The following is a 22,994-nucleotide window of genomic DNA, read 5'->3' as shown; positions in this document are numbered from 1 at the left end:
GCCAGACCTTCGATTCAAAGCCTGAGCAGGCTTGATCGAGGCGTCCCGGCACCATTTTTTGCGTACCGCACTCCATCATTGCCTGTCAGGCTTTTCTGATCGGGACATCCATTTCCGGATTCCCGCGCCGATACCTGACCTGGAGCATGAACGTGGAATTGTTTTCAACCGCCTGGTGGTCTGCCTTGCTGGCCATCATCCTGATAGACCTGGTGCTCGCTGGCGACAACGCCATCGTGATCGCACTGGCGTCGCGCAACCTGCCGCCTCACCTGCAAAAAAAAGCCATCGCCTGGGGCACGGTCGGCGCGATTGCCGTCCGCTCGGTGATGACCGTCGGCGTGGTGTGGCTGCTCAAGATTCCCGGGCTGATGCTGGTGGGCGGACTGGGCCTGCTGTGGATCGCCTACAAGCTGCTTGCGGACCAGGACGACGGCCACCATGACGGCCCGGTCGCCACCACGTTCTGGGGCGCGATGAAAACCATCATCGTGGCTGACGCGCTGATGGGCATCGATAACGTGCTGGCCGTGGCCGGTGCGGCGCACGGCTCGTTTGATCTGGTCATCATCGGCCTGCTCGTCAGCGTGCCGATTGTGGTGTTCGGCAGCACCGTGGTGCTCAAGCTGGTGGAGCGCTTCCCGGTCATCATTCAACTGGGTGCCGCCGTGCTGGCCTTCACCGCCGCCAAGATGGTGGTGGGCGAGCCGCTGCTGGATCCGGTGTACGGAGGTCCCGACACGCCGGCCTCTGCCCAGACCTTGCAGACCATCGCACAGTGGGCGACTTACGTGGTGGCCGTGGTTGGTGTGCTGGGCGCCGGCTGGCTGGTCACGCGGCGCCAGAAGGGTGCTGGCGCCGAAGCCGCCGTGACGACCTGAGCCGGCACGGCCCTGCTGCAACGCAATTCGCCTAAGAGCCTGCCGTGGACAACATCATTGTGTACGTGGACGATGCAGACTGCGCCCGGCAGTGCCTGCGGGCGGTGCTGGACAGTCTGGCGAATGGAGATGGAAAAGGAACCGGGCCTTCGGGCCCTCCGCGCCCGCCCCGGCGCTGGATCCTGCTGGGGTGCGCGCCCCGCGTCACGCACCGCGCCAGCAAATGGGTGACCAACAGCGCCCGCGAGAGCTGGCGCGGCCGATGGGCAGACCGGCTGTTTGCTCAACTGACTCCCTTGCTGGAAGGTGGCGGCAATGAAGTGATCACCCAGTTGGCGCAATCCACACTGGGCAGCCAGACCGAAGCGTTGATGCGCCAGTTTGGCGCAGCACGGCTGGTGGATGCGAGACGCCCAAGAGCCGCCGAAGAGCGATCGGAAAGCACCACACCGGGCCCCGGAATCACCCCTGTCCACGGCCAGCCGGGTGGTATTCTCTGACCATGAAACTCATCACCTCCTGGCTCCTGAGTGCGGCCGCCCTGCTGGCCGTGGCCTACCTGTACAGCGGTGTCACGGTGACCAGCTTCACCAGCGCGCTGCTGGCTGCTGCGGTGCTGGGCGCACTGAACATGATCGTGCGGCCCCTGCTGGTGCTGCTCACGCTGCCCGTCACAGTGGTGACGCTGGGGCTGTTTCTTTTCATCATCAACGCCCTGATGTTCTGGGCGGCTGCCAGCCTGGTCAGTGGCCTGAATGTCGCCGGCTTTGGGGCGGCGCTGATCGGTTCGCTGATCTACTCGGTGCTGCAGCTAGCGATCGACTTTCTCCTGGAGCGCCTGTTCCTTGATAAGTGACTCGAGCTGCCGCGCACGCGTGTCAATAATCGAGCCCTCCACAAAATCCGCACTGGCCGGGTTGCTGCGCATCATGGCCTGCGCAGCCTTGAGACGGTCCAGCGCGGCGGGGTAGTCCAGCTGGGCCGCGCGGCTTTCAGCCTCGGCCCGGATCGCCCGGACCGCCTGACCCTGGTTGCCATAGGCTGTGGCCAGCAGCTGCCAGGCCTGCGCATCCCTCGGGTTGGCCGTCACCCAGGTTTGCAGCTTGCCCGAAACTTCCGGCGCCCGTTGTGAGGCCAGCAGCGCACGCGCCAGCACCAGGACCTCGGCACGGTTGCTGGCACTGGCAAAGCGGGCCGACGAAGCCAGGGCCGCCGGCGTTCCGGCCTGCAGGTCGATCTCGATGGCCAGCAGGTCCAGCGCATCACTGGCACGCGGGACACCCACCGCAAACGGCCGCAGCGCACCCATGAAAGTCCGTGCGCCCGCGAAGTCGCGCAGTTGCATTGATGCGAGTGCCGCAGCGTACAGGGTGCCCACATCGCGCACGTTGTCGGCGCTGGCAGGCGTCTGCGGCGCCGCCAGTGGCAACGGCCGGCGCTGCGCCTCGGCCAGCATGGAACGCAGGCCGTCCACCCCCGGCGCAGCGAGCACGCGCGCCCGGGCGGCCATCATCGCGTGCAGCACACGTGACTGGCTTTGGGCCAGTTCCTTCTGCGCCGTCGGCTGTGGCGCCTCGGATGCAGCTAGTTGCACGCGCGACTGGGCCTCGGCAATGCGCTGCGTGTTGAGCGGGTGGGAGCGCAGGTAGGGAAACGCGCCGTTGTCGTTCAGGCGCGAGGCCTGTTGCAGCTTCTCGAACATGCTGGCAACGCCGCGACTTTCAAAACCGGCATCGGTCATTACGCCAAAGCCGATGCGGTCGGCTTCACGCTCCATGTCGCGCGAGAAATTGAGCTGGTTCTGCGCCAGTGCCGCCTGCCCACCGACGATGGCGGCATTGCCGACCTCGGCATTCTTGCCTGCCGCCAGAACGCCAAGAATCATGGCGGCAATCACCAGCGGTGTCTGCCTGGACTGCTGCGTCATCAGCCGCGCGATGTGGCGCTGTGTCACGTGGGTCAGTTCGTGGCCGAGCACCGCAGCCAGTTCATCCACGTTGCTGACCGTGCCGATCAGGCCAAGATGCAGGCCGAAGTAGCCACCTGGCAACGCAAACGCATTGACACTGCGGTCGCGCACCAGAAACATCTCCCAGGCAAAGCGCTCATCCAATTCGGCATTCAGCTCGCCGCGCGCCCGGGCAGCGGCCATCAGCGGCTGCCAGATGCCCTGCACGTAATCAACCAGCACCGGATCGTCCACGTAATCCGGATCGCGGTAGACGCTGACGGCGATCCGGTCGCCGATGCGCCGCTCCTTCAGCACGCTCAGGTCAGAGCTTTCCCCCAAGGAGGGCAGCGATCCGCTGTTGGTATTGGGTGCCTGGGCCTGCGACAGGGCCGAGGACGACAACCACACCATCGCCGACAGCACGGCCACGGACAAAGCTCGCCGCGCGGGTCGGGGCTGGCCGCTGGAAGGGCTGAACCGACGGGGGCGGTTGAAGGAATCAGAAGGAATCAATCGGAACAAAAGCAATGACCTCCGCAGTTTGGGTGTCGAGCAGAACCGTCCAGAAGCTCAGCCGGGAAGCCAAGGGAATGAAACCGATGGCGCTGTCAAGTCGGCCCTCACGGCGGGGCTTCAGCGCCTCGTCAATGTCAGCTGCCTGCTGGGGGAACCGCGCCTTGAGCTCCGTCAGTGGGCGCATTTCGGCAAGCACCTGCGGTTTGGCCGCCTCGTAACTCTGCCACAGTTCCGGCCGGCTCCCGATGTCGATGCCGGCCATGGCCTCCATCGTGACATTGAGTTTCTCCTGGTCGTTGTGGAAGCCCCGCACCGACAGCAGCGTCGGGCCGGTCAGAGGCAGGGAGCGCAGACGCTCGGGCGCCTGGCCCAGCAGCTGCGGCGGGACATCAACCGCATGCACCACGCGGAAGCGGTCGATCTCGAAGACCAGATGCACCGGGCGCGCCGCAGCGACCGTCCACAGGCCATAAAACAGGGCGCCCAGTTGCAGCAGGCCGATCACGACCAGGTCGCGTCTGAGCACACGCCACGGCTTTCTGGTGTCAAAAATGGCCAGTGTCAGCAGGGGCCCCATCACCACATCCACTGTGACGACCAGCCAGAAAAGATCCCGCCCGCCGGAAATTTCGCGGTACGGATAGGGATACCAGAGTCCGAATACCAGAGCCGCAGCAAAAGCCGCCACCGCCAGGCTGATCGTCAGGTGAATTCCAGAGGCTCGGCACCGCGCCTTCCAGGAATGCTCGTTGGTCCACATGGTCTTATGATGCTGGATGGTTGTAAATGTTCTGTAACAGCATGGTTTCTCAGTCACCACTCACCCACTTCGACAGCCAGGGCATGGCGCACATGGTGGACGTCAGCGCCAAGGCAGCGACCCACCGCATCGCCGTTGCACAGGGCCGCATCCTGATGGGTCCGCCTACCTTGGCCGTGATCCTGGGCGGATCGGCCAAAAAGGGCGATGTGCTGGGCATTGCGCGCATCGCAGGGATCATGGCGACCAAGAAAACCAGCGACTTGATCCCGCTGTGCCACCCCCTGGCGCTCACACGGGCCACTGTTGAATTTTCCATCGACGAGCCAAACGCTGCAATCACCTGCCGCGCCACGGCAGAGACTGTCGGCCCGACTGGCGTCGAGATGGAAGCGCTCACCGCCGTCCAGATCGCCCTGCTTACCATCTACGACATGTGCAAGGCGATGGACCGGGGCATGACGATCACCGACGTCAAGTTGCTGGAAAAGCACGGCGGCAAATCGGGCAGCTTCACCAGCGCCTGAGCGGCAGCAGGGAAGGGAAGGGCAGCCCTGTCGGCCCTACTGCGGTGGCTGCGCCGCCGGCATGGCCACTGTGCGTTGCCAGCGGGCGTAGTCTTGCGGGAACGCAGCCCGGTAACGCGCCAGATGCATCAGCGCCTCGTCATCGCGCCCCAGCATGACGGCGCTTTCGATGAGCTTTTCGATCACGCGGGGCTCCGGCGAAAAATGCAGCAGGGCTTGGGCGGTATCAAATGTCCAGCGGGCATTGTCCGGCGCCAAGGGCGTGATGCTCAGCTCGGCAAAACGCACCTGGTCCATGAACAGCCGGGTGTCACGGATCCTGTTCACGGTATCGGTTTGATACGCCGCGTCGCGTTGCTGCTCCGGCAGGTAAATCTGGCGGACGCGGCGATAGTCCAGGGCAGCCAGCACCAACGCAGTCAACACGGCCGCCGAAGCGACGCCCGAGAACAGCAAGACCTGTGGCGACACGGGCGGGTCTGACGAGTCTGGTGAGTCTGGCGAAAGCGACGCAGGGCCTGGACTGGATCGCCACAGCAGCAGCACACAGAGCCCCACGGTCATCTGGAACGGTCCATACCAGAGCGGGTATTCGAGCAGGCTGTGCAGCGCCAACACCGCCAGCACGCCCCAGGCCATCTGGCGGGCCGGGCAGGTTTCCCGCCAGGGGCGGGCGCGCACCACGAGACAGCTGCAAGCCCCGCAGACCACCATCGCCACCGGAATACCCAGCTCAACGGCGAGGTGAAGCGGCAGGTTGTGCGCATTGCCCAAGATTTCGCAAAACCGTGGCTCAGCGTACAACACCATGTAGTGCGCATAGTCCAGCTCGCCCCAGCCCCACCCGAACAATGGCCGCAGACTGATCAGGTGCAGGACGTTGGACCACAGGGTCAAGCGGCTCACGCACACGGCGTCGCCCGCACGGAAGCGGGCCGCAGCCCCGTTGTTGAAGGGGTCCAGTCCCGCCAGCCACGGCAGCAAGAAGGACGCAGCCACATAGCCCATCACCGCGGCGACCATCACCCACCGGCTGCGTGGCTGCTGCCACCCACCCCACCACCAAAACAGGCCGCACACCAGAAGAAGCTGAAGCGTTCCAGTGCGGGATGCGGACGCGGCATTGCCGGCGGCCAGAACCAGGGCCAGCAACGGCCACAACCATGGCCACCGGCCCGGCGGTTGCCGTAGCCCCGCACCGGACGCACCAGCCCGCCAGGCAAGAAAAAGCAGCCCGACCAGGGCCATGTTGCAGAGGCTGGCAAACTGGTTGCGTTGACGCAGGTTGGCAAAGGCTTCGCCAGGGCGTGTCTGGCTGATCCATGGGCTGAACAGGTCCGCGATGCCGAAATACTGGAGCAGACCCACCCCGCTGCTGAGCAGTCCCGCCGCCAGCCACGCCCATGCGGTCACCTCTGCCAGACGTGTCTGCAAAAATTGCCGTGGGCCACACCAGAGGCAAGCCGCCAGCAGGGTGGCACAGCCCAGCGAAAACAGCAGGGGAAGGGTGGCAGGACTGGGGCCTGGAGCGAACGGATTCATCCACGGCAGCACGATCAGGGTAAAAACGGCGAGTGACTGCATGGATGAAAGGCGGACTTGTGATCGAGGTGATTGACTCTTCTGGCTCAGGGCCAGGTCAGTTGCGGCGTCACCGGGTCGCCATGGGTTGGCATGCTAGCAGCACACTCCGGGCAGGGAAGATGGCCTCACCCGCCCTGCATGCGGTAGCATGGCGACGCCCCTCTCCATCCGAGGCGCGCGGAATCAACCGACCATGCAGAAAAAACGACCACACCCGATGAGCAGGCCAGCCACGCCATGGAAGTAGTCGCCATCGTCGGGCTCGGCTACGTCGGGCTTCCACTGGCCGTTGCGTTTGGCAGGCTGATGCCCACCGTCGGTTACGACCTGTCGTCGCAAAAGATCCAGAGCTATGGGCGCGGTGTGGATCCGGGCGGAACTGTCTCGGGCGAGGACCTGCGCACGGCAACACACCTCACTTTCACGGACAACGCGACCCGGCTGGCTGGCGCCGATGTATTCATCATTGCTGTTCCCACACCCATCGACAGCGCCCGCAAGCCAGATCTGCAGCCGTTGATCCGCGCCAGCGAAGACGTCGGCAAACATCTCAAGCGCGGTGCCACGGTGGTGTATGAATCCACGGTTTATCCCGGAGCGACCGAGGAGGTGTGCATCCCGGTACTGGAGCGTGTGTCGGGCCTGACATGGAAACGCGATTTTCATGTGGCCTATTCGCCTGAGCGAATCAACCCGGGCGACCGGCAGCACACCCTGTCGAGCACCGTCAAGGTCGTCGCTGGGGACAGCCCCGCCACACTGGAGCGTGTGGCATCGCTTTATGAACAGGTCGTTGCGGCCGGCATTCACCGCGTCTCCTCACTCAAGGTGGCGGAAGCCGCCAAGGTGATTGAAAACACCCAGCGTGACCTGAATATCGCGCTGATGAACGAACTGGCTGTCATCTTCAACATGATGGACATCGACACCCTGGAGGTGCTGGAAGCGGCAGGCACTAAATGGAACTTCCTGCCCTTTCGCCCCGGTCTGGTCGGCGGGCACTGCATCGGCGTGGACCCGTACTACCTGACCTACAAGGCCCAGATGCTGGGATACCACCCCGAGGTCATTCTGGCGGGCCGGCGCATCAATGACCACATGGGCAAGTTCATTGCCGAGCAGACGGTCAAGCAGTTGATCCAGACGGGGAGCCCGATCAAGGGCGCCAAGGTGAATGTGCTGGGCATCACCTTCAAGGAGAACGTGCCCGACCTCCGGAACTCGAAGGCGTGGGACCTGATTGTGGAGCTGCGATCCTATGGCCTGCAGGTGTTTGTGCACGATCCGGTTGCAGATGCAGAAGATGCCAGCCACGAGTATGGTCTGGACCTTCTCGCGTGGGATGCGCTACCCGTCGCAGATGCGCTGGTGGTCTCGGTGGAACATGACACCCTCCTCTCAAAGCCCGCTTCGGCCTATACCAATCTGCTCAAGCAAGGGGGGTGCTTCATTGATGTGAAGGCCCGGTTTGCTGCCGTGGCTTCGGCCTTGCCGGGCGTCAACCTCTGGCGCCTGTAGACGGTGCCCCGAAATTGACGCGTCAAGAATCTCTGGATCCCGGTGGGCGCCGCTTGGTGGTGGGTTGGAAAGTAGCCACACTTGCCCACCGAGTGGCCAGTGTGCGGTATCGGGCCGTGCTGCCGACTTTGGGGCTGGAAGCCGACCAGGTGGAATGCCGGATCTTTTCAGACCCGTACTCCGTCAATCTGGATGATCTGGACGTTCTGGTCATCGTGAAAGGACTTGCAGTCCAGGACTTTGAGCTCGCGCAAAGGGCTGCAAGGCGGCGTGTTCCGCTGGTCCTTGACCTGTGCGACAACATCTTCGCAAGTGGCTACGGTCAGTCCACAGCGGCACTGGCTCCTCTGCCGGGAGACGTGTTTGCAGCCATCGCGCAGTCGGCCTGCGCCGTGGTCGTCTCAACAGCTCCACTGGCCGAGCTGGTACGTCAGCACGTCGCGAACCCGCCGAGCGTGCTGGTCATCCCGGACGGTATTGAGGACGAGCAACAGCGATCAGGGGTGGCCGTGAGGCTTGCCGAGGCGCAGCGACAGCAGCACCGCCTTTCGCTCCGCGCGCTTTTCCGGCGCGCCCGGCGCTCGGTCCATCGTGCGCAGGACTTTGGCTGGCTGCTGTGGGAGCCCTTCCAGAAGAAGCTGAAGCGTGCCGTCTGGCAGGAGATTCCCCGCGCCATCGGATCAGCCGGGTTCAAACGGTTGCAGTCACCAGTCCTGCGGCGCGGGGGGGCACAGCCAGCCAGGACAGCTCCATCATCCCGCATGGACACTCCGGCTGCAGCAGCCCCGCGCCAGATCCTGTGGTTCGGAATTCACGGTGCAGAACATGCACGCTTCGGCATGCTCGATCTGTTGCTGATTCAGTCCGATCTGGAGCAGGTTGCCCGTGAGTTTGATGTCGAGCTCGTCGTGGTCTCCAACCATCGCGACAAGTACGACCAACACATCCGGCCCATGAAGATAAGGAGCCGCTACGTCGAATGGAGCGAGGCCGCCATGGCGGCGCAGCTGCAAACGGCTGCAGTGGTGGTTATCCCCAACTCACTGGATGCATTCAGCGTGTGCAAATCTGCCAACCGGACAGTGCTGGCGCTGCAAGCGGGCAGGCCGGTGGTGGCAACACCGACACCAGCACTTGCCGACCTGTCCGGAAGCATCTACGACGGCGCCTTCGTGGAGGGTATGCGCCTTTATCTGTCGGATGCGGCCCGCGCCCGGCAGGATGTCGCGCAGGGCCAGGCGCTCATCCAGCGCCATTTCAGCGTCAGCAACATTGCCTCGCGATGGCTGGAGGTGCTTGAATCCGCGCGGCAATCCCGGGACACCCGAGACCCGATGACAGCGTGGTCCCCGGGCGTGCGGCTCGTGGTGGCATTGCAGCTGATCATGGACATCGACCTGACCATTCCCATTCTCAGCGCAGCGCGGCAGATGGGCATATCCGTACTCGTACTTTGTGATGATAGGGTTCGCTCGGCACGAGCCGATATCGCCGCGCTGCTGGCGCGCTACTGTGATCAGCACCTCTTCGTGCACATGACGCTGCTCGACAGGTCGTTCCGTTTCCCGCCTGCCGCCGAGGCGCTGCTGACCTTCTCGGAGAGTAACCTGCGGCCGCACGCATTCAACCATCAACTCACCCGGATGGCCAACCGCGTCGGATTGCCGACCTGGACCATGCAGCATGGCTTCGAGAATGTGGGCTTGACTTACGACGATGCGATCCAGCCCATCCGGAAGGTCCGCTTTGAGGCGCGCCATGTATTCATCTGGGGCGACAGGGAAACACTGCACCCCGCGATTCCCGCATCCACCCGGGCCAAATGCCTGCCGGTGGGCTGCCCCAAGCCGGCACAGGGCAAGCCGGCCGCGCTCCCGGACACGGTACCGCCCGGGCAGACGGTGATCGGGGTTTTTGAAAATCTTCACTGGAAGCGTTATTCAGATACCCAGCGCCAGGCTTTTATTCACCATGTCAATGCACTTGCACGGCGACATCCGGGCGTCCTGTTTTTGGTGAAGCCACACAATGCAGGACTCTGGTTGACGCGTCGCTTCCAGGGCGACTTGCCCGATCAGCCCAACATCCTGATCGCCGATCCCCGATTGCCCGAGTGGGAATCCATCACGGCCTCAGGTCTGTTCTGGCGATGTGCAGCGGTCATCACCACCCCATCGACGGTGGCGCTGGACGCGGCACGCCACGGCCTGCCGGTGGCTCTTTTTGCCGAAGGACTCACTCTCGATCAGTATCGGCCGCTGACCCTGTTGCGGGGTGCCGACGACTGGACGGGCTTCGTGACCGCCAGCCTCGCGCAAGACCGTCGCGCGGCGCTTGAAGCGTTGTCAAATGCCTTCTGCCAGCGGACCGTCTTGCCGGATGGCGCTGATTTTCGTATGGTGAGCGCCATGCTCGAGCGCTTCACCGCACAACATACCCACGCGGGCTATCGCCAGCTGTGACCCTCCCCCCCATGAACCAGGAAACCGTGCGGGTTTTTGTCGGCGCTGACCGCTCCCAGGCGCTGGCCGTCCCGGTATTGGCTCACTCGATCCGGCGACATACCGCCGCGCATGTGGAAGTCATTCCCATGCTGGATCTGCCCGTACCGCAGCCCCGGGACCCGCGCAATCGTCAGCGAACCGGGTTTTCGTTCAGCCGGTTCTGCATTCCCGCGTTGGCGGGCTATCAGGGCAAGGCCATTTACCTCGATGCCGACATGCTGGTTTTCGGCGACATTCTCGAACTGTGGCACCTGCCCATGGGTGACGCCAGGGTGCTGGTGCAAAAGGAAGTCAAATTCAATGACCAGACGACGCAGAAACCGGGCGCACCCCCCAAGCGCATGATTCAATCGGCGGTGATGGTTCTGGACTGTGCCCGTCTGGACTGGTCGATTGAAAAGATCGTTGCCGACATGGATGCAGGTTTGTACAACTACGAGCAGCTGGTCTATGAGATGTGCATTCTGGGCACCCCCGACATCGGTACCGTAGTGCCTTTTGAGTGGAACAGCCTGGAACACCACGACGCTGCCACACGCCTTCTTCACTACACCGACATGTACACCCAGCCCTGGGCATTTTCAGGTCACCCGCTGGGGCATTTCTGGCTGGAGGAAGTCCGGCAGATGCTGACCGATGGCAGCCTCGCGATGGCCGATCTGGCCAAAGAGGTCGAGCTCGGTTTTTTCAGGCCCTCCCTGCTGCGCGACATCCGTTACCGGCACAAGCTGCCCTGCATGTTGCATCGCGCGCTGGATGCATGCAATCGCATCACCGATGCAGCCTCAGGTTTTGTCGCCCACAAGGCGGTGTACCAGGCCAAGCGGGAACGTGAGCGACTGATCGCGCAGCATGGGGAGCGTCACCATTAACGCGCCGCACACCACTGGCAGCCGGCAATGACAAGCACCCGTCGCCATCTCGTGGTGGTCTCGTTCTATGCGCCCCGTCCGACCGTACCACTGGTCCGGTTGCTGACCGCTGTGCGCGGCACACCCGCGGGCGCAGAGTTTGACGTGGCGCTGGTCATCAACCGGGACAACGGTGCCGGAGCCGCGCTGGTTGACTGGACTGATCAGGTGCATCGGCTGGCAGATGTCGTACTCGAACGACCCAATACAGGGATGAACATCGGCGCGTGGGATTTCGGCTGGCGTACCCTCAAGGCCTATGACGGCTACCTGTTCCTGCAGGATGACTGCATACTCAAAGCGACCGACTGGCTGAACGCATTCGTCAAGGCCGCAGCCGATCCGTCGATTGGCCTGGTGGGAGAGAGCTGGAACTCGGGTTGGGACAGGCCCTGGCACGTCATGCGGAAGTCAGTGGCGAAACACGCGCTGCGCGAGCATCTGATCAACAACCGACCCGCCAATCGCGTCGATCTCTACCTTGATTTCATGCAGCGGCACGGCGTGAATCCGGGCGATGGGGGCGGCCACTTGCGGGCACTGAGCTGGTTTGCTCGCCGTGAGACCCTGCTGGCCATCAACGGCTTCCTGCACGGTGCCAACTATGGCGAATGCATCGCGGCCGAAATTGCCGCCACCAAGCAGGTGCAAGCCATCGGACTGCGGGCGGTTCAGCTGGCCGGGCAGCCGTTTGCCTGCTTCGGGCATGCCGACTGGGCGCAGCTACCGGATGGCCGGTGGCAACATGTGTGACATGAGCGGGTACGACGCGGGGCGACCGCTGACCTGCGCCTTAGAATTTGGCCAACTGACCGGCACACCTCTTGATGCGTGAATTTCCCTTCTCCACCGATGTATCGGGTCACACCCCGACACCCCATGTCGACAACCTGGATGCGGAGGACCTGCGCCGACTGAACAGGCTGTTGCCATGGCGATGCTTCACGCTGGACAGCCAGGGACGCAAGTTCGGCAAGGCCGCCTCGCTCACCAAAAGGGGAAAGCCCCAGACCATTCCGGATCGGCGAATCACCGAACTGGATCGCCGCCTTCCACTTCAGGACCTGTCGGTTCTCGAAATCGGTTGTTTTGAAGGCATCCACACTGTTGCCCTGGCAGGCTACGGCGCCCATGTGACCGCCATTGATTCGCGTATCGAGAACGTGGCCAAAACTCTGGTCCGGTCGGCAGCGTTCGGGTTCAATCCGCAGGTCTTCAAGTGCGACGTCGAACAGCCCGCCGACCTGGCCCAGTTGGTCGCGACAGATGTCACCATTCACATCGGGGTTCTTTATCACCTGGCCGATCCGGTCATCCACCTCAAGCGTCTGCTACCGCTGACGCGCCAGTCCATCCTGCTGGACACACACTATGCAACGCCACAGGAAGCTGACAGGCATTACGTGGTCGATGGTGTGAGCTATCCCTACAAGCACTACCGCGAAGGCGGTCGAGGCGATTTCTTTGCCGGCATGTTTGACCACGCCAAGTGGCTGACACTGGACACGCTGAAGTCGTTGCTTCAGAGCTCGGGATTCACCGATATTGACGTGGCGCAGTTGCGCGAGGAGCGCAATGGGCACCGGGTGCTGATCTACGCCAATCGCACCCACCCACCGGTCTAGGCACGCGGATTACCCACGCCATGCATTTTCCAAATCCGTTTGCAAGAAAAGGCGTGCATCGCGTGGCGCAACAAACCGGGCGACTGACGAATGGCCTGGTTCCACTCCAGGTTAACAAGGGCGAGCTGCTGCTCTTCGCCGCCTGCGACGCGGCGTACTTCAAATACGCCAAAGCACTCATCAGAAGTGTTGACCTTTTTTCTCCCGGGCAGGCTTTTCTGCTGCATCTGGTCAATCCCTCTGAGGCGCTTTGCTCAGAGGTCACCGCACTGGCTGCCTCGCTTGAATTCACGCGACTGGGTGTTTCTTCCGAGTCGATCGAACTGACCGGCTGGCCGGTCGATCAGCAGCGCACTTACTACGCTTGCAGCCGCTTCCTGCAGTTGCCGGCCGTGCTGGCCGATACCGGGGCAGGCGCAGTGCTGTGCCTCGATGCCGACTCGCTGGTGGTCAACCCCATCGACGGTGATTTCACCGACAAGGCCGATGCGGACGTCGTGATCGATCTTCGGGACACCGACAACCCGGCGCGGGAACATGTGGCGGTGGCCGCTGGAGCCGTCTGGCTCCGTTCGAGCGCTGAAGTGCAGAAGTTCACACAGGGACTGGGGACCGAGATCGCCAGCATGATGGCCGAAGGCCACATGGACTGGTTCACCGATCAGCTGGTTTTTTATCGGCAGATGCGCCTCCATGCCAAGTCCGTCCGCTTCTTCAATCTGAAGCGAAAGTACCTTGACTGGAATTTCAGCGAGGACTCGATCGTCTGGTCAGCCAAGGGAAAACGCAAGGACAGCGACGTGCGGTTTCTGGTCTTGTCCCTGCTGCTGGGCGATGAGGCCGCTCAGCATCATGCGGCGCAGCAACTCCTTTGCGGGCTCAGTGGCAGTGGCTCGGCACTGATGGCCTCGAAGTGGCTTCTCCAGCGCATTGCGCGCGCCGCCCCCCGCCCGGCCCAAGTGGCACTGTTCGTGCCGCGACTGGATCTGCCCTGGAAGCGGGCCAGGACGCCAGGCGTTCCACCCGCCCTTGCGGAGGACACGCTGGGCTTGCGCCTGCGCTGGAAGGAGTTCGCAATCCGGATGGCCCATGCACTGGAGACGCAGGGCCTTGCGGTAGAGGTCCTCGAGATTCCCGCGGACGAGATTGATCCAGCCAGGGTGGACGCCTGCAATGCAGACCTTGCACTCATTCCGCACCGCTGCCATCTGGATTGGCCGGCCTCCGGCAAGACCCCGGTGTACTTCTACATGCAGGAGTACTTTCGCTGGGTCTTCACGGTGGACCCGAAAGGATGGAGCGCCGCCTCCAGCATCTACCCTGTGAGGCTCGGGGAAGCCAAATCGGCCAGCGACACTTTCGACACCTATCGCCACAGGTTACTGGGTGGAGGATGGGCCAGCAAGTTCAGCCAGTCGCCACAGCGCTCCAGCGCCGACCTTCTCGCCAGTGGCGAACTGCCGTTCGCGCCGGATGCACAAGGGGTCGCGCAGTGCCGCCCTTTCATATTTCTGCCGCTGCAGATCCCGCATGACCAGTCGATCCGCTATTTTTCTCCGATCGAGGAGATCGACATGGTTCAGGCGGTAGTCAACTGGGCCCGCGCGAACAAGGTCGCGCTGGTGATGAAGCCGCACCCGGCCAACAAAAAAGCCATGCGCCAGTTCGAGACTTTTGTGGACCACCAATCGGTGTTCTGGAGCGAGGCCAATATCAACGACCTGCTGGGCCGCGCGACGGCGGTGTACACCATCAACAGCGGCGTCGGCTTCGAAGCGCTTCTGCACTGCAAGCCGGTGGTCACCTTCGGCCGCGCGGAGTACGACTGTGTCACTTTCCATGCCACAACAGATCTGCTGGATACTGCGTGGGACCACTGCCTCCAAAGCGAGCGCACAGCGCTTGAAAAGAAGTACCGCCATTTCGTCAACTGGTTTCTGGACGACTACGCCATCGACATGTCGAGGCCTGAGCAGGCCTCCCGGCAGCTGATGGCCCTGGCCAACCAGATCAGGTCGAAAATACAACAAGGCCACAGGGGCGGCACATGATGGACAGCCTGCGAACGCATGCAAGCGCTGGCTGGGTGCTCGCCCAACGCAACATCGGCATCCAGATCCGCGACCACGCCTTGGGTTACGGCTGGACATTTCTGGTGCCTGCGCTGTACGCCGTCGGCTTCGTCTATCTCAAGCGAGAATTCATGGCCGATGCGACCGCTTCAGATGGTAACCCGCGCTGGGAACTCGTCGCCGCATTCTGCGGTGTCATGCTGGTGCAGTTCTGGCTGGCACTGGTGCAGGACATGGCAGACGTCGTCGGGCGCAACCGCGCGCTGATGCGGGGCCTGAGCATGGGCCCGGCGCCATTCATCTTTGCCGTTGCACTGGAGGGCCTGGTCAGCCTCGGTATCCGGATGGTGCTGATTCTGGTGGTACTGCTCCTGCTCGGCCACGCGTTGCCTGCGCAACCGGCATCATGGCTGGCAATGGCCGCTGGTCTGGTGGCACTGCAGATCACGGCCTACGGATTGGGCCTGTTTCTCGCGCCGTGGTCGGCGCTCTATCCGGACATCCGCAAAGCCCTGCAGTCCCTGGCCCTACCGCTGATTCTCGTGACCCCGATTTTTTACGCGCAGGTCACAGACCCGCAGCGGGTTCTGTATTGGGTGCACCTGATGAACCCGCTGTCAGCGCCTTTTGCGTCGGTCAACGCTGGCTTGCAGAGCCTGCCGGCATCGGTTCCGTTGTTGTCGCTTGCCAGCTGGTCACTGCTGGGGCTGGCGGTCATGGTCTGGTCTGCGTTGCAGCTGCGCTGGCAGGTGCCCGTCCTTCTGGAAAGGATTGGCGACTGATGGACCACCTTGTCGACGTGCGCAGCCTCTGGAAGAAGTATTCCGGCGACCTGAAGAAGTCGTTCCGCTATGCCAGCCAGCAGTTGCTGCTTGGATCGTTCGGCCTCGGGCGCCAAACCCCTGAGCTTCGCAGCCAGGAGTTCTGGGCGCTGCAGGACATCCACGCGACCGTGCGCCGCGGCGAGGTCCTCGCGGTACTGGGTCACAACGGCGCGGGTAAGAGCACGCTGCTCAAATGCCTGACCGGCAATCTCCGACCCGACCGCGGAAGCATTGACATTCGCGGCGAGGTGGGCCACATCATCGAGATGAGTGCCGGGTTCTCGCCACGGATGTCCGGTCGCGAGAACGTGACCATTCGCGGTCGTCTGCTCGGTAAAAACGGCAAGCCTCTGGAGAACTATGTGGCTGCGGTTCGCGAGTTCGCTGACATTGGAGATTTTTTCGACTCTCCGGTGCAGTTCTACAGCTCGGGCATGAAGTCGCGGCTGGGATTTGCAGCCTCGTCCTGCATTGAGCCGGACGTGCTGGTGCTCGACGAAATTCTGGCGGTCGGCGACCTTGGCTTCCGGATGAAGTGCTATGCCCGCATCGACGAACTGCGGCAGAAGTGTGCCGTCATCATGGTTAGCCACAGCATGAACCAGGTGAGCCGCATGGCCAGCAAGTCCTTGTACCTCCAGCAGGGTCGGGTTGAGTTCCAGGGTGATCCCCAGAAAGCGATTGCGCTTTACCAGCAGCATGCGCCGCCAGTGGACAGCAAGTCGGTCAGCTTCAGATCGGATCTCGTTCGCTTTCAGGTTCACGGCGACCAAGGCCCGCTGGTCGCAGGTGATACGGTTCACTTTGCAGACCGCATGCGGGTCGAAGGCGACATCCAGGTGGCGACGCCGCTGACCCTGTCCGTGATCCTGCAGCAGGCCGGCGCGGGGCCGCTGGTGGAATGGAACTCCCGACGCAGCGGCCTGAAGGCGCAACCATGCCAGAATTTCAAGGTACAACTGGGACCCCAGTGCCTGTGTCCGGGAAGCTACCAGCTGCTGGTTCTGGGCTTCAGCGAGAGCGGCGAGCAGCAGTTTCTCAGCGAGCCCTTTCCGTTCAGGGTGGCGGGGGAGTACCTCAACAACATCAGTCTCCAGCCGCTGGCCAAGTGGCATCTTGCCTAGAAAATGCCTTCCATGACTTCCAGCCGAGACCATATTGGGGCCGCCTACTACCAGACCCTGCACGACACCAACCCCGCCTTCCTGGCCAATAACTGGCTGCTGCCCGAAATGGAGCAACTCCAGCGGGTGACGCGCCGCACCGACACGGTTCTGGAGCTGGGTTGCGGCAACGGGCGGTTTCTCGAAGCCGCCGCAAACCACTGGGCCACCGTGACCGGTGTGGACTGGGCGAAGTCACCCCATCTTGAAAAGGTGCTGCATGAGCGGCACAACGTGGCTTTCATCCAGGCCGATGTGTCCACGCTGGAGCTGAGCCAGCGCTACGATCTGATCGTCTCCGCAGACTTCCTTGAGCATTTGCCCGGCGCTTTGTTGCCAGGGGTGATTGACAAGACGCTTGGCTCGGGGCGCTTTCACTTTCACAAGATTGCCTGCTACGACGACGGTCACAGCCACCTGTCGATACTGCCTCCCGAACAGTGGCTTGCGCTGTTTCACGCCCACCCGCTGGGCGGAAACATGCGAATCGCCCGCTCGGAGTTCCGCAAGGGCAAAAAGGAGAATGTGGTGGTCATCCTCTCCAACCTGCCCAGCTGACAAAGCCCGCAGTACTTTCTGACGACAGGCCAGTAGCGGTAACGACGAGCTCACGTGGAAACACCGATCAGAATCTTCATCGCCGCGACGCCCTCCGAGTGGCTGCCTGCCAGGGTCCTGGAGTTCTCGCTCCAGGAAACGGCGTCAGTGCCAGTGGAGTTGCGCTCGATTGACAGCTTCAGCCGCACCATTCCCATGCCGGCAGCGCTGGCCAACCGCCCGAGAACGCCCTTCTCGTTCCAGCGCTTTCTGATTCCGGAGCTGTGCGGATTCACCGGAAGGGCCATCTACCTGGATGCCGACATGCTGGTGTTTCGGGACATCGCAGAAGTGTGGGGTAGCGATTTGACCGCCTGCGACCTGCAAACCGTTCAGGAAGGCAAGCGAGGTCGCCGCGGGCAGTTCAGCGTGATGCTGCTGAACTGCGAAACGCTGGACTGGAATATCGAGCGTATCGTGGCCGATCTGGATGCCGGAAGGCTCGACTACGCCGGACTGATGTACGAGATGCGCGTGGCACCGCGCATTCGCAGCGACATTCGCGCCGAATGGAATTCACTGGAACACTTTGAGCCCGGCCAGACAGCCCTGCTCCATTACACGGACATGAGTACGCAGCCCTGGGTGTTCCATGCGCACCCTCTGGGTCACCTGTGGCTGGCCCGCCTGCGGAAGGCGGTAGCGGCAGGATTCATTCAGCGCGAGGATATCCAGAAGGAAATCACGCAGGGCCATGTACGCCCTTCGCTACTGGTCGAAGTCGACGCGGGCCCAGATGGAATCACGGCCCCCAGCGCTCACCAGTTGGACCGCGACTTTGTGCCGCCCTATCGCCGGTTAAAGGCCATCACCGCCAGTCCCTGGGTATCCCGAAGTGCGGCCCTCGGCGCGGCAATTCGGGGGGTTCTGCGCAGGATGGGGTTCGGTCGCTGACGCTCAGCCGACCAGGTCTCTCTGGCAAGGCCCCATGCGCCCACGCCAACCATCCCACAGGCCCCAGAAGAACGCCTGAACCTTCAGCAAGCGCCGGTCTTCAAGCAAGGCCATTTCGGCCAGACCCAGAAACAGTCGGACCAGCCGACGCACGCACCATACCGGCTCATGTCTCCAGTACAAGGCTACCGTGGTTACCGTATTGCGCGCGATGTAGTACTTGCGTACCGGTCCATGGTTGGGCAAGGTACCCAGCACCGGCAGCCGCGCACCGCCGGTCAGCCCCACGCTGTGCACCATGGCCGGCGGGCCACTGATGACCACACGGTACCCGTGAGCACGCATGCGAAGACAGAACTCATGATCCAGCTGATCGATGAAATAGTCGTCGCGAAATCCGCCGATGTCACGCGCCACCGCGGCGTCAACCAGACTGCCCGAGGTGATCACTGTCTTCTGCTCCACACCGACCACCTCGTTCCCCACGCTGATCTTCAGGCGCTGGTTCACCGGATCCATGTAGTTGCTGCCGATCACTGCCGGGCGTGGCTGGCTGCTTTCAAGGGCGCGAGCCAGAACCGCCACCATGTCAGGCTGGGCACAGCTGTCCTGATCCAGCGTCAGCAGCCACGGCAGGCCCTGCCCGAGCGCATGCCCAAGCCCCTGATTGAGTGCGGTGGCCACTCCCTGGTTGGTACCGTTGATGATGCAGTGAACGCTATCCCCCAAGGCAGCCATGCGCTGCCCAAGCTGCGTCGCCTCGCCAGGGGTGTTGTCCACCACCACCAGTCTGGCCACCTGCGGAAGAACGGCGCGGAGTCGGGCTTCCAGCTTGTCGTCCGGGAAATAGGTGACCACCACCGCGCACACGTTCGCAGCACCGGGGGTTGACGCCCGTGATGCCGAGCGCAGAGGGGTTTGGCTGGCGAGACTCATGCCGTCTGACCAGAAACAAAAATGCCAGCCTGGTCAGACATCACAGAAAGAAACTCCCGCATACTCCCCACCTTCAGCGCTGAGGATTCGGCTGCCCTTGCAGCCATGACCAGGTGTTTGCAATGCCGGCTTCCAGCGCTACCGCTGGCTGCCAGCCCAGTCGCGCCTTTGACCGCGCGTTGTCCAGCACCACGCGGCGCACATCGACTGATCGTGCCGGGCGATAGGTCGTCGCCAATCGGCGGCCACACACCCGTTGCACCATATCCCGCACCTGATTGACGCTGTACCCATTGCCACTGCTCAGGTTGTAGGTGCCGCTGTCCTTGGGCAGGCCGATCAGCCTCGCCGCGGCTTCAACCACGTCGCCGATGTAGATGAAGTCGCGCACGTTCTCGCCGTCGCCCCAGATCTCCAGCGGCATGTCCTGCCGCGAGCATTCCAGCAGGGTTCGCACCAGGCCAAAACCGCCTTTCAGGGTCTGGCCGGGCCCGTAAGCATTGGAGGGGCGGAGGATGGTGACGGCGTGGCCCTGCGCGCGCAGCACCTCACAGGCAGACTCCTGCAACAGCTTGGCTTCGCCGTGGGCAGACAGCGGTGCCAGCGGCGCGTCTTCATTCACAGGCTCTGGCCCGCAATTGCCGTACACGGTACCCCCTGAAGAAAAGAAGATCAGATGGGTCTCAGGCTGATGCTGCAGCAACGCCGTCAGCTGTGACGTGAGTTCGATATTGCCCAGCTCCAGTTCGGGTCGGGTGGCAGATACCCCCGGCGTTGTGGTGCAGGCCAGATGCACCACGGTGCGGCAACCGCGAAGCGCCTCCGCAAGATGTGAGGTCTGTGAGGTCTGCAGGCGGCCCAGAATACGAACCGACTGCCCCGACTGCTGCAAGCGCGCAGCAAGTGCAGTGCCGATGAAGCCACCGCCGCCCAGCAGCAACACGTCACCGCGCGTCAACGGCTCTCTCCCGCTGTGCCCAAAAGCCGACTATATGCAGCGGCGTATCGGCCTGCGCAGTCGTGCCATGTCCCGACAGACGCCTTGACCCATGCTCTGCCCGCCTGACCGACCGCCTGGTTGTTCGCAGGCTCATCCAGCCACTCTAGCCCACGCGACAGCTCCTCCCGGTTGGCGGTAATCCATCCCGTTGCCTGATGCTGCAGCATGTCGCGGTGGGCCGGCAAGGCAGAGGCCACCACCGGCAGTCCTGCTGCCATCGCTTCGAGCATCACCTGCGGCCGGCCCTCAGCATGGCGGCTCAACGTGATGAGGCCGCTGGCCTGGGGGAACCAGTTCTGCAAAAGATCAGCCGGGTGCGTCGGTCCGTGATAGTGCACCCATGCAGGAAGCGCCACCGTCTCCTGCATCGGGCCAAACAGGTGCAGCTGGCGTGTCTCCCCAAAAAGCCCTTCACCCCACGTGAACAGGTCGCCGATCTTGTGGTGGGTCAGCCGCGTGACGGCCAGCCAATGGCGCGTGAGGCCTTCCGCAGGACGGCGCACCACGTCGAACCATGGGTCGTCGACCCCGAACGCAATCGGGCAGACCTCCGCGAGGTCTCCAAATGCCTGCTCCAGTGCAGGCTGCATCCACTCGGCATTGGGCGCGAGGATGGCACGCCGCTGCCGCAGCACCGAGCGGAGCAGGTTTTTCATGCCGGGCAGCTGCAGCAGGCCGAAATCGGTTCCCAACACCGTGATGAGGGCGGGGGTTGTGGTGCCCCAGAGCGGCAAGGCATTCTGGAGCCAGTTCACATGGACCACGTCGACTGGCTGGCGCCGATAGACGCGGCCTAGCCGCGCCAACAAGCCCACGATGGTGCCGGCCGCCATGACGCGCCGAGTTCGCAGCAGGTGTGCAATACCGCCTTGCTGCGACAGCCGCTCCAGCCAGCGTGAGTCGGCAGCGCTGTTTGCATCGCTCACCCGAGGCGGCAAGACGCCCGGCGGCGCCCACAGGGAAAGCCGAATGTCATCACGCGCGGCCAGTGCCCCGGCCTGGTTGGCGATGAAGCGACCACGCCAATCCTGAAGATCTTTCGGATAGGAGGTACTGCTCATCAGGACGTTCAAGTGACGGTCTTTCTTGCTGATTTTCTTGTCAGCGTTGTCTTCAATGGCGGTGTCAATGTCAATCAGCATACATGGACGGCACCGCCTTGCCGGTCGGTCGCAGCAGTCGCCATTGCGGCTGTTTGTGCAGGCAGTCGGCAGCCCAGCCCGGCAGATCCTTCGCACCGATGAACAGCACTACGTCGCCTGGATGACTGCTCCACAGCCCGCATGCGTCGCCCTGCGGCGCGTAGACCCTGAGGCCAGTCAGATACCGCAGATACAGCGCCCGGAAATCCGTCAGCACCAGCGTCGAGGGCGCTAGGACAGTCAGATCGCGCACCAGTGCGAGACTGGTCGGTGAGGTGGCGCTGAGGTCACGATAGCCCAGACCAAACGCGGAACGCCAGCGAGGAATGGCGTCAGCCGCGTAGCTTTGGCGGACCCGGTCTGCCTCCTGAAGGCCGGCGCATGCCAGCAGACCCAGCCACAGCGCAACGAGTATCCTGATGCCACTGACGCCGGCCGTCAGCGATGCCACTTTCAATGCCGGCAGCATCGCCAGCAGGATGAATGGGAAAGCCACTGCCAGCATGCGCAAATCCAGATCGATCGTGGTCTGGATTCTTCTCGCATACAGCAGAAAGAGTACATACCCGCCCGCCCAGACCAGAGGCAGCCAGACCTCTGGCGGCCTGAGCCACCGAAGACGGCAACGGCGAAACGCCCGGTACGCCACCCAGGCCGCAAGCAGCAGCATCGGCACTTCGAGATTGGCCCGCAACACCATGCTGAACGAAAAGAACACGTGCTCGATGAGATCGATGACGTTCACCGCGTCTTCCATCCAGCGGCTGCTGCGCGGCATGCCTCCACGGGTCGAGCCCGAGATGTGTCCGGACAGCTGCCAGTTGCGAAGCCACAGGGGAAACACCACACCCAGACCCAAAAGCACCGCGGCAGCCGCATGCACAATGCGCCTGCCAATGCCACTGGCCGACGCCACCAGCACAGACAGCCCCAACAGGGGGAGAAAGGCCACGCCGGCATAGCGCACCCAGTTGCTGCCACCGATCAACAGAGCAGCCATGACCAGCCAGACAAATCGTCCGCTCGTGATGCGGTATTTCCAGAAGCAGGCGTACGCCAGCAGCAGCATGGGAATGAACAGGGCTTCACTCCATGCATGGCCATAGACAATCAGATGGGTCGGCACCAGACCGCTGACTGTGGCCAACAGCGCTGCGCTGAGCGGTTGGCCAGTGACCATCCACCCCAGCCAGAAAACGGCCAGCGTGCTGATCGCGAGAAGGACGAGATTGAGTTGTACCGGAACGGCATCAATGCTCCCGGCTCCCGTCACTGCGGCCCAGACAGCCCACAGCGCGGGATAGGCTGGTGGCCAGTTGAGGAACGGCTCCAGCACCGGGGCAAGGGTGGTGACATTGCTTGACTGGATGGACTGTCCACTCAGAAAGTGGAGTGCCACGTCTCGGTAGGTCAGTGAATCCATCGTGTACGCAACGCGGCCGCCGGTTGCGTAAAACAGGACCCCCAGGACCACAGCGATGGCGGCAGCGACCGACAGCGCCGCGACGATGCTGCGGCGCTGCGGCACCCCGATCAAATCAGCCCCCATGGAGCAGGAAACCCCGATACCGGGTTGGCTCAGGCACCGC

The 22,994-nt window shown here is 63.0% G+C and carries 21 protein-coding genes; 14 read left to right on the top strand and 7 right to left on the bottom strand.

Translation table 11 applies throughout. The features are described from left to right. Nucleotides 1–152: 152 nt before the first annotated feature. The 3 genes from AAG793_RS14220 to AAG793_RS14210 are packed head-to-tail and all read left to right on the top strand — an operon-like array spanning nt 153 to nt 1,737. Complete coding sequence (locus AAG793_RS14220; protein ID WP_341909272.1) at nt 153–881, top strand: TerC family protein; 729 nt, start codon at nt 153–155, stop codon at nt 879–881. A gap of 44 nt (nt 882–925) precedes the next feature. Beyond that, nucleotides 926–1,381 carry a hypothetical protein gene (locus AAG793_RS14215; RefSeq protein ID WP_341909270.1) on the top strand — a complete coding sequence of 152 codons (456 nt, stop codon included), beginning with the start codon at nt 926–928 and terminating at the stop codon, nt 1,379–1,381. Nucleotides 1,382–1,383: 2 nt separating this feature from the next. Continuing rightward, entirely contained in the window at nt 1,384–1,737 is a 354-nt protein-coding gene (locus tag AAG793_RS14210; protein ID WP_341909267.1) for a phage holin family protein, read from the top strand. Here AAG793_RS14210 and AAG793_RS14205 read toward each other — a convergent pair. After that, a complete protein-coding gene (locus AAG793_RS14205; RefSeq protein WP_341909325.1) occupies nt 1,693–3,243 on the bottom strand; it encodes a M48 family metalloprotease in 1,551 nt (516 codons plus the stop codon). The genes AAG793_RS14210 and AAG793_RS14205 overlap by 45 nt on opposite strands. A gap of 88 nt (nt 3,244–3,331) precedes the next feature. Beyond that, nucleotides 3,332–4,108 (bottom strand): TfpX/TfpZ family type IV pilin accessory protein, encoded by a 777-nt coding sequence (tfpZ, locus tag AAG793_RS14200; RefSeq protein ID WP_341909265.1) that lies wholly within the window; start codon nt 4,106–4,108, stop codon nt 3,332–3,334. A 41-nt stretch (nt 4,109–4,149) separates the two neighbouring features. On the opposite strand from tfpZ, the gene moaC reads away from it, so the two are divergent. Then, entirely contained in the window at nt 4,150–4,635 is a 486-nt protein-coding gene (moaC, locus tag AAG793_RS14195; RefSeq protein ID WP_341909263.1) for a cyclic pyranopterin monophosphate synthase MoaC, read from the top strand. Nucleotides 4,636–4,671: 36 nt separating this feature from the next. Here the strand turns inward: moaC and AAG793_RS14190 are convergent, their stop codons facing one another. Beyond that, nucleotides 4,672–6,219, bottom strand: coding sequence for a Wzy polymerase domain-containing protein (locus AAG793_RS14190; protein WP_341909262.1), 1,548 nt, complete (start codon nt 6,217–6,219; stop codon nt 4,672–4,674). Nucleotides 6,220–6,456: 237 nt separating this feature from the next. On the opposite strand from AAG793_RS14190, the gene AAG793_RS14185 reads away from it, so the two are divergent. The 10 genes from AAG793_RS14185 (at nt 6,457) to AAG793_RS14140 (ending at nt 18,327) form a co-directional block, all read left to right on the top strand. After that, nucleotides 6,457–7,737: a nucleotide sugar dehydrogenase gene (locus AAG793_RS14185; protein WP_341909260.1), complete on the top strand. Its 1,281-nt coding sequence runs from the start codon at nt 6,457–6,459 to the stop codon at nt 7,735–7,737. A gap of 116 nt (nt 7,738–7,853) precedes the next feature. Further along, complete coding sequence (locus tag AAG793_RS14180; RefSeq protein ID WP_341909258.1) at nt 7,854–10,199, top strand: hypothetical protein; 2,346 nt, start codon at nt 7,854–7,856, stop codon at nt 10,197–10,199. A gap of 11 nt (nt 10,200–10,210) precedes the next feature. Continuing rightward, a complete protein-coding gene (locus AAG793_RS14175) occupies nt 10,211–11,113 on the top strand; it encodes a glycosyltransferase (RefSeq protein WP_341909255.1) in 903 nt (300 codons plus the stop codon). Between the two features lie 27 nt (nt 11,114–11,140). Next, nucleotides 11,141–11,905, top strand: coding sequence for a hypothetical protein (locus AAG793_RS14170; RefSeq protein WP_341909253.1), 765 nt, complete (start codon nt 11,141–11,143; stop codon nt 11,903–11,905). A 74-nt stretch (nt 11,906–11,979) separates the two neighbouring features. Continuing rightward, the gene (locus AAG793_RS14165; protein WP_341909251.1) at nt 11,980–12,777 is read left to right on the top strand and encodes a methyltransferase domain-containing protein; all 798 of its coding nucleotides are present in this window, start codon (nt 11,980–11,982) and stop codon (nt 12,775–12,777) included. Between the two features lie 20 nt (nt 12,778–12,797). After that, nucleotides 12,798–14,828, top strand: coding sequence for a hypothetical protein (locus AAG793_RS14160; protein ID WP_341909248.1), 2,031 nt, complete (start codon nt 12,798–12,800; stop codon nt 14,826–14,828). Next, nucleotides 14,828–15,631 (top strand): ABC transporter permease, encoded by an 804-nt coding sequence (locus AAG793_RS14155; protein WP_341909247.1) that lies wholly within the window; start codon nt 14,828–14,830, stop codon nt 15,629–15,631. Before AAG793_RS14160 ends, AAG793_RS14155 begins: the two co-directional genes overlap by 1 nt. Continuing rightward, on the top strand, nt 15,631–16,797 hold the full coding sequence (locus AAG793_RS14150; RefSeq protein ID WP_341909245.1) for an ABC transporter ATP-binding protein: 1,167 nt from the start codon (nt 15,631–15,633) through the stop codon (nt 16,795–16,797). Before AAG793_RS14155 ends, AAG793_RS14150 begins: the two co-directional genes overlap by 1 nt. 12 nt (nt 16,798–16,809) lie before the next feature. Then, nucleotides 16,810–17,394 (top strand): class I SAM-dependent methyltransferase, encoded by a 585-nt coding sequence (locus AAG793_RS14145; RefSeq protein ID WP_341909243.1) that lies wholly within the window; start codon nt 16,810–16,812, stop codon nt 17,392–17,394. A gap of 54 nt (nt 17,395–17,448) precedes the next feature. Then, the gene (locus tag AAG793_RS14140) at nt 17,449–18,327 is read left to right on the top strand and encodes a hypothetical protein (protein WP_341909242.1); all 879 of its coding nucleotides are present in this window, start codon (nt 17,449–17,451) and stop codon (nt 18,325–18,327) included. A gap of 3 nt (nt 18,328–18,330) precedes the next feature. Here AAG793_RS14140 and AAG793_RS14135 read toward each other — a convergent pair whose 3' ends face one another. The 4 genes from AAG793_RS14135 to AAG793_RS14120 all read right to left on the bottom strand — a co-directional run bounded on the left by AAG793_RS14135 (nt 18,331) and on the right by AAG793_RS14120 (nt 22,954). Continuing rightward, nucleotides 18,331–19,263, bottom strand: a complete 933-nt coding sequence (locus AAG793_RS14135; protein ID WP_341909240.1) for a glycosyltransferase family 2 protein — start codon at nt 19,261–19,263, stop codon at nt 18,331–18,333. 73 nt (nt 19,264–19,336) lie between these two features. Then, nucleotides 19,337–20,221, bottom strand: coding sequence for an NAD-dependent epimerase/dehydratase family protein (locus tag AAG793_RS14130; protein ID WP_341909238.1), 885 nt, complete (start codon nt 20,219–20,221; stop codon nt 19,337–19,339). Then, nucleotides 20,218–21,405 (bottom strand): glycosyltransferase family 4 protein, encoded by a 1,188-nt coding sequence (locus AAG793_RS14125; protein ID WP_341909235.1) that lies wholly within the window; start codon nt 21,403–21,405, stop codon nt 20,218–20,220. The genes AAG793_RS14130 and AAG793_RS14125 overlap by 4 nt, the downstream gene beginning before the upstream one ends. Continuing rightward, nucleotides 21,395–22,954: a hypothetical protein gene (locus AAG793_RS14120; protein WP_341909233.1), complete on the bottom strand. Its 1,560-nt coding sequence runs from the start codon at nt 22,952–22,954 to the stop codon at nt 21,395–21,397. Before AAG793_RS14120 ends, AAG793_RS14125 begins: the two co-directional genes overlap by 11 nt. Nucleotides 22,955–22,994 lie beyond the last annotated feature (40 nt).

Source organism: Polaromonas sp. YR568, from assembly GCF_943372955.1.
Lineage (GTDB): Bacteria > Pseudomonadota > Gammaproteobacteria > Burkholderiales > Burkholderiaceae_C > Polaromonas.
The sequence above is the reverse complement of the archived record's forward strand: the minus strand, read 5'-3'. Positions and strand labels throughout refer to the sequence as shown.